The organism is Haloarcula sp. S1AR25-4 (genome assembly GCF_031624555.1).
Taxonomy (GTDB): domain Archaea; phylum Halobacteriota; class Halobacteria; order Halobacteriales; family Haloarculaceae; genus Haloarcula; species Haloarcula pellucida.
This window is the reverse complement of sequence record NZ_JAMQOR010000012.1, coordinates 24,716-25,722: the sequence shown is the minus strand read 5'-3', so window position 1 is coordinate 25,722 and position 1,007 is coordinate 24,716. Positions and strand designations below refer to the sequence as shown.

The window sequence follows — 1,007 nt, the reverse complement described above, 5'->3', positions numbered from 1 at the left end:
GATCGTTCCTGGTTCCACGTAGTCAGTCACGAGTTGTGAGAGCATCCCCGTACTGAACTGGGCGCAGTACGGGCACTTCCAGCTCCCGAAGTATGTCACCGTGACATCGGCATCAGCGGATCCCATCATCGCATACCGGACGTTCCCAGGCGAGTCCGGAATTGGGGCAGTGGTGACGGCACCCGCATCACCTTCAGTATTCGCGCCGTCATCCGGTTCAGTCCTCGTATTGGTAGAGAGAGCGGTGGCGCCGATCACGACACCGGCAGTGGCGGCACCACCACCGGCGAGGAGAAGTTGTCGGCGGGTCAATCCTCCGACAGCAGCTCCGACACCGCCCTCAGAGAGCCGCTCTGAGAACGTGAGTGAATCAACGGCTGTATCGGCCCGTTTGTAGTCCACACGTGAGAGGTCGTCAGGATGCACGGCGAGCCAGTGTCTGTCGAGCTGCTCGTCAGTCTCGTCACCGAGTTGTTCGCCACAATAATGGCAGGCGCTATGAGCGTTCCATGTGTGGTCACGCGCTGCTCCAGCTGTTTCGAATTGATCTGTACAGATCGGGCAGGTATGGGCAGTCATTCGTGATCACTACTCCAGGTGGCAGATTTCATAGGCTCCGTGCTGTTCTCTCGTAGTGAGCTGAATCGTCGGTATCTGTGGCATTGTGTTATACGCAAGGGGTCATCAGCGGCGGAGATATGCGACGAGGAAAGTCGTCAGGAGACAGAGGAGAATGAGAATTGCCACGCCGAGATGGGTCGTCACGATGATTGGTTGGAGATTTTCCGTGACGGTCAATCCTCCGAGGATAACCTGTAACGGAAGGAGGGCGAGAGCGGCCGTGGCCGACCATTTGACAATCGGGGTATTCCGGTGTGTCACCCACGCTCCGATAGTCGTGCCGACGATCAGAACCCCGGCCGTCATCGCCAGTCCACGGTGAGCCCACTCTGCGAAGATTTGGAGTGCAGAGTATGGCGAGTTAGCAATGATCTCGGGTTGAAGGA

The 1,007-nt window shown here is 57.7% G+C and carries 2 protein-coding genes; both read right to left on the bottom strand.

Going from position 1 to position 1,007, the window contains the following annotated elements:
• The coding region (locus tag NDI85_RS21835; RefSeq protein ID WP_310917045.1) for a thioredoxin domain-containing protein at nt 1-579 on the bottom strand (579 nt) is incomplete at its 3' end.
• A 105-nt stretch (nt 580-684) separates the two neighbouring features.
• Nucleotides 685-1,007 (bottom strand): COX15/CtaA family protein (locus NDI85_RS21830; RefSeq protein WP_310917044.1); only part of this gene is annotated, 323 nt, incomplete at its 5' end.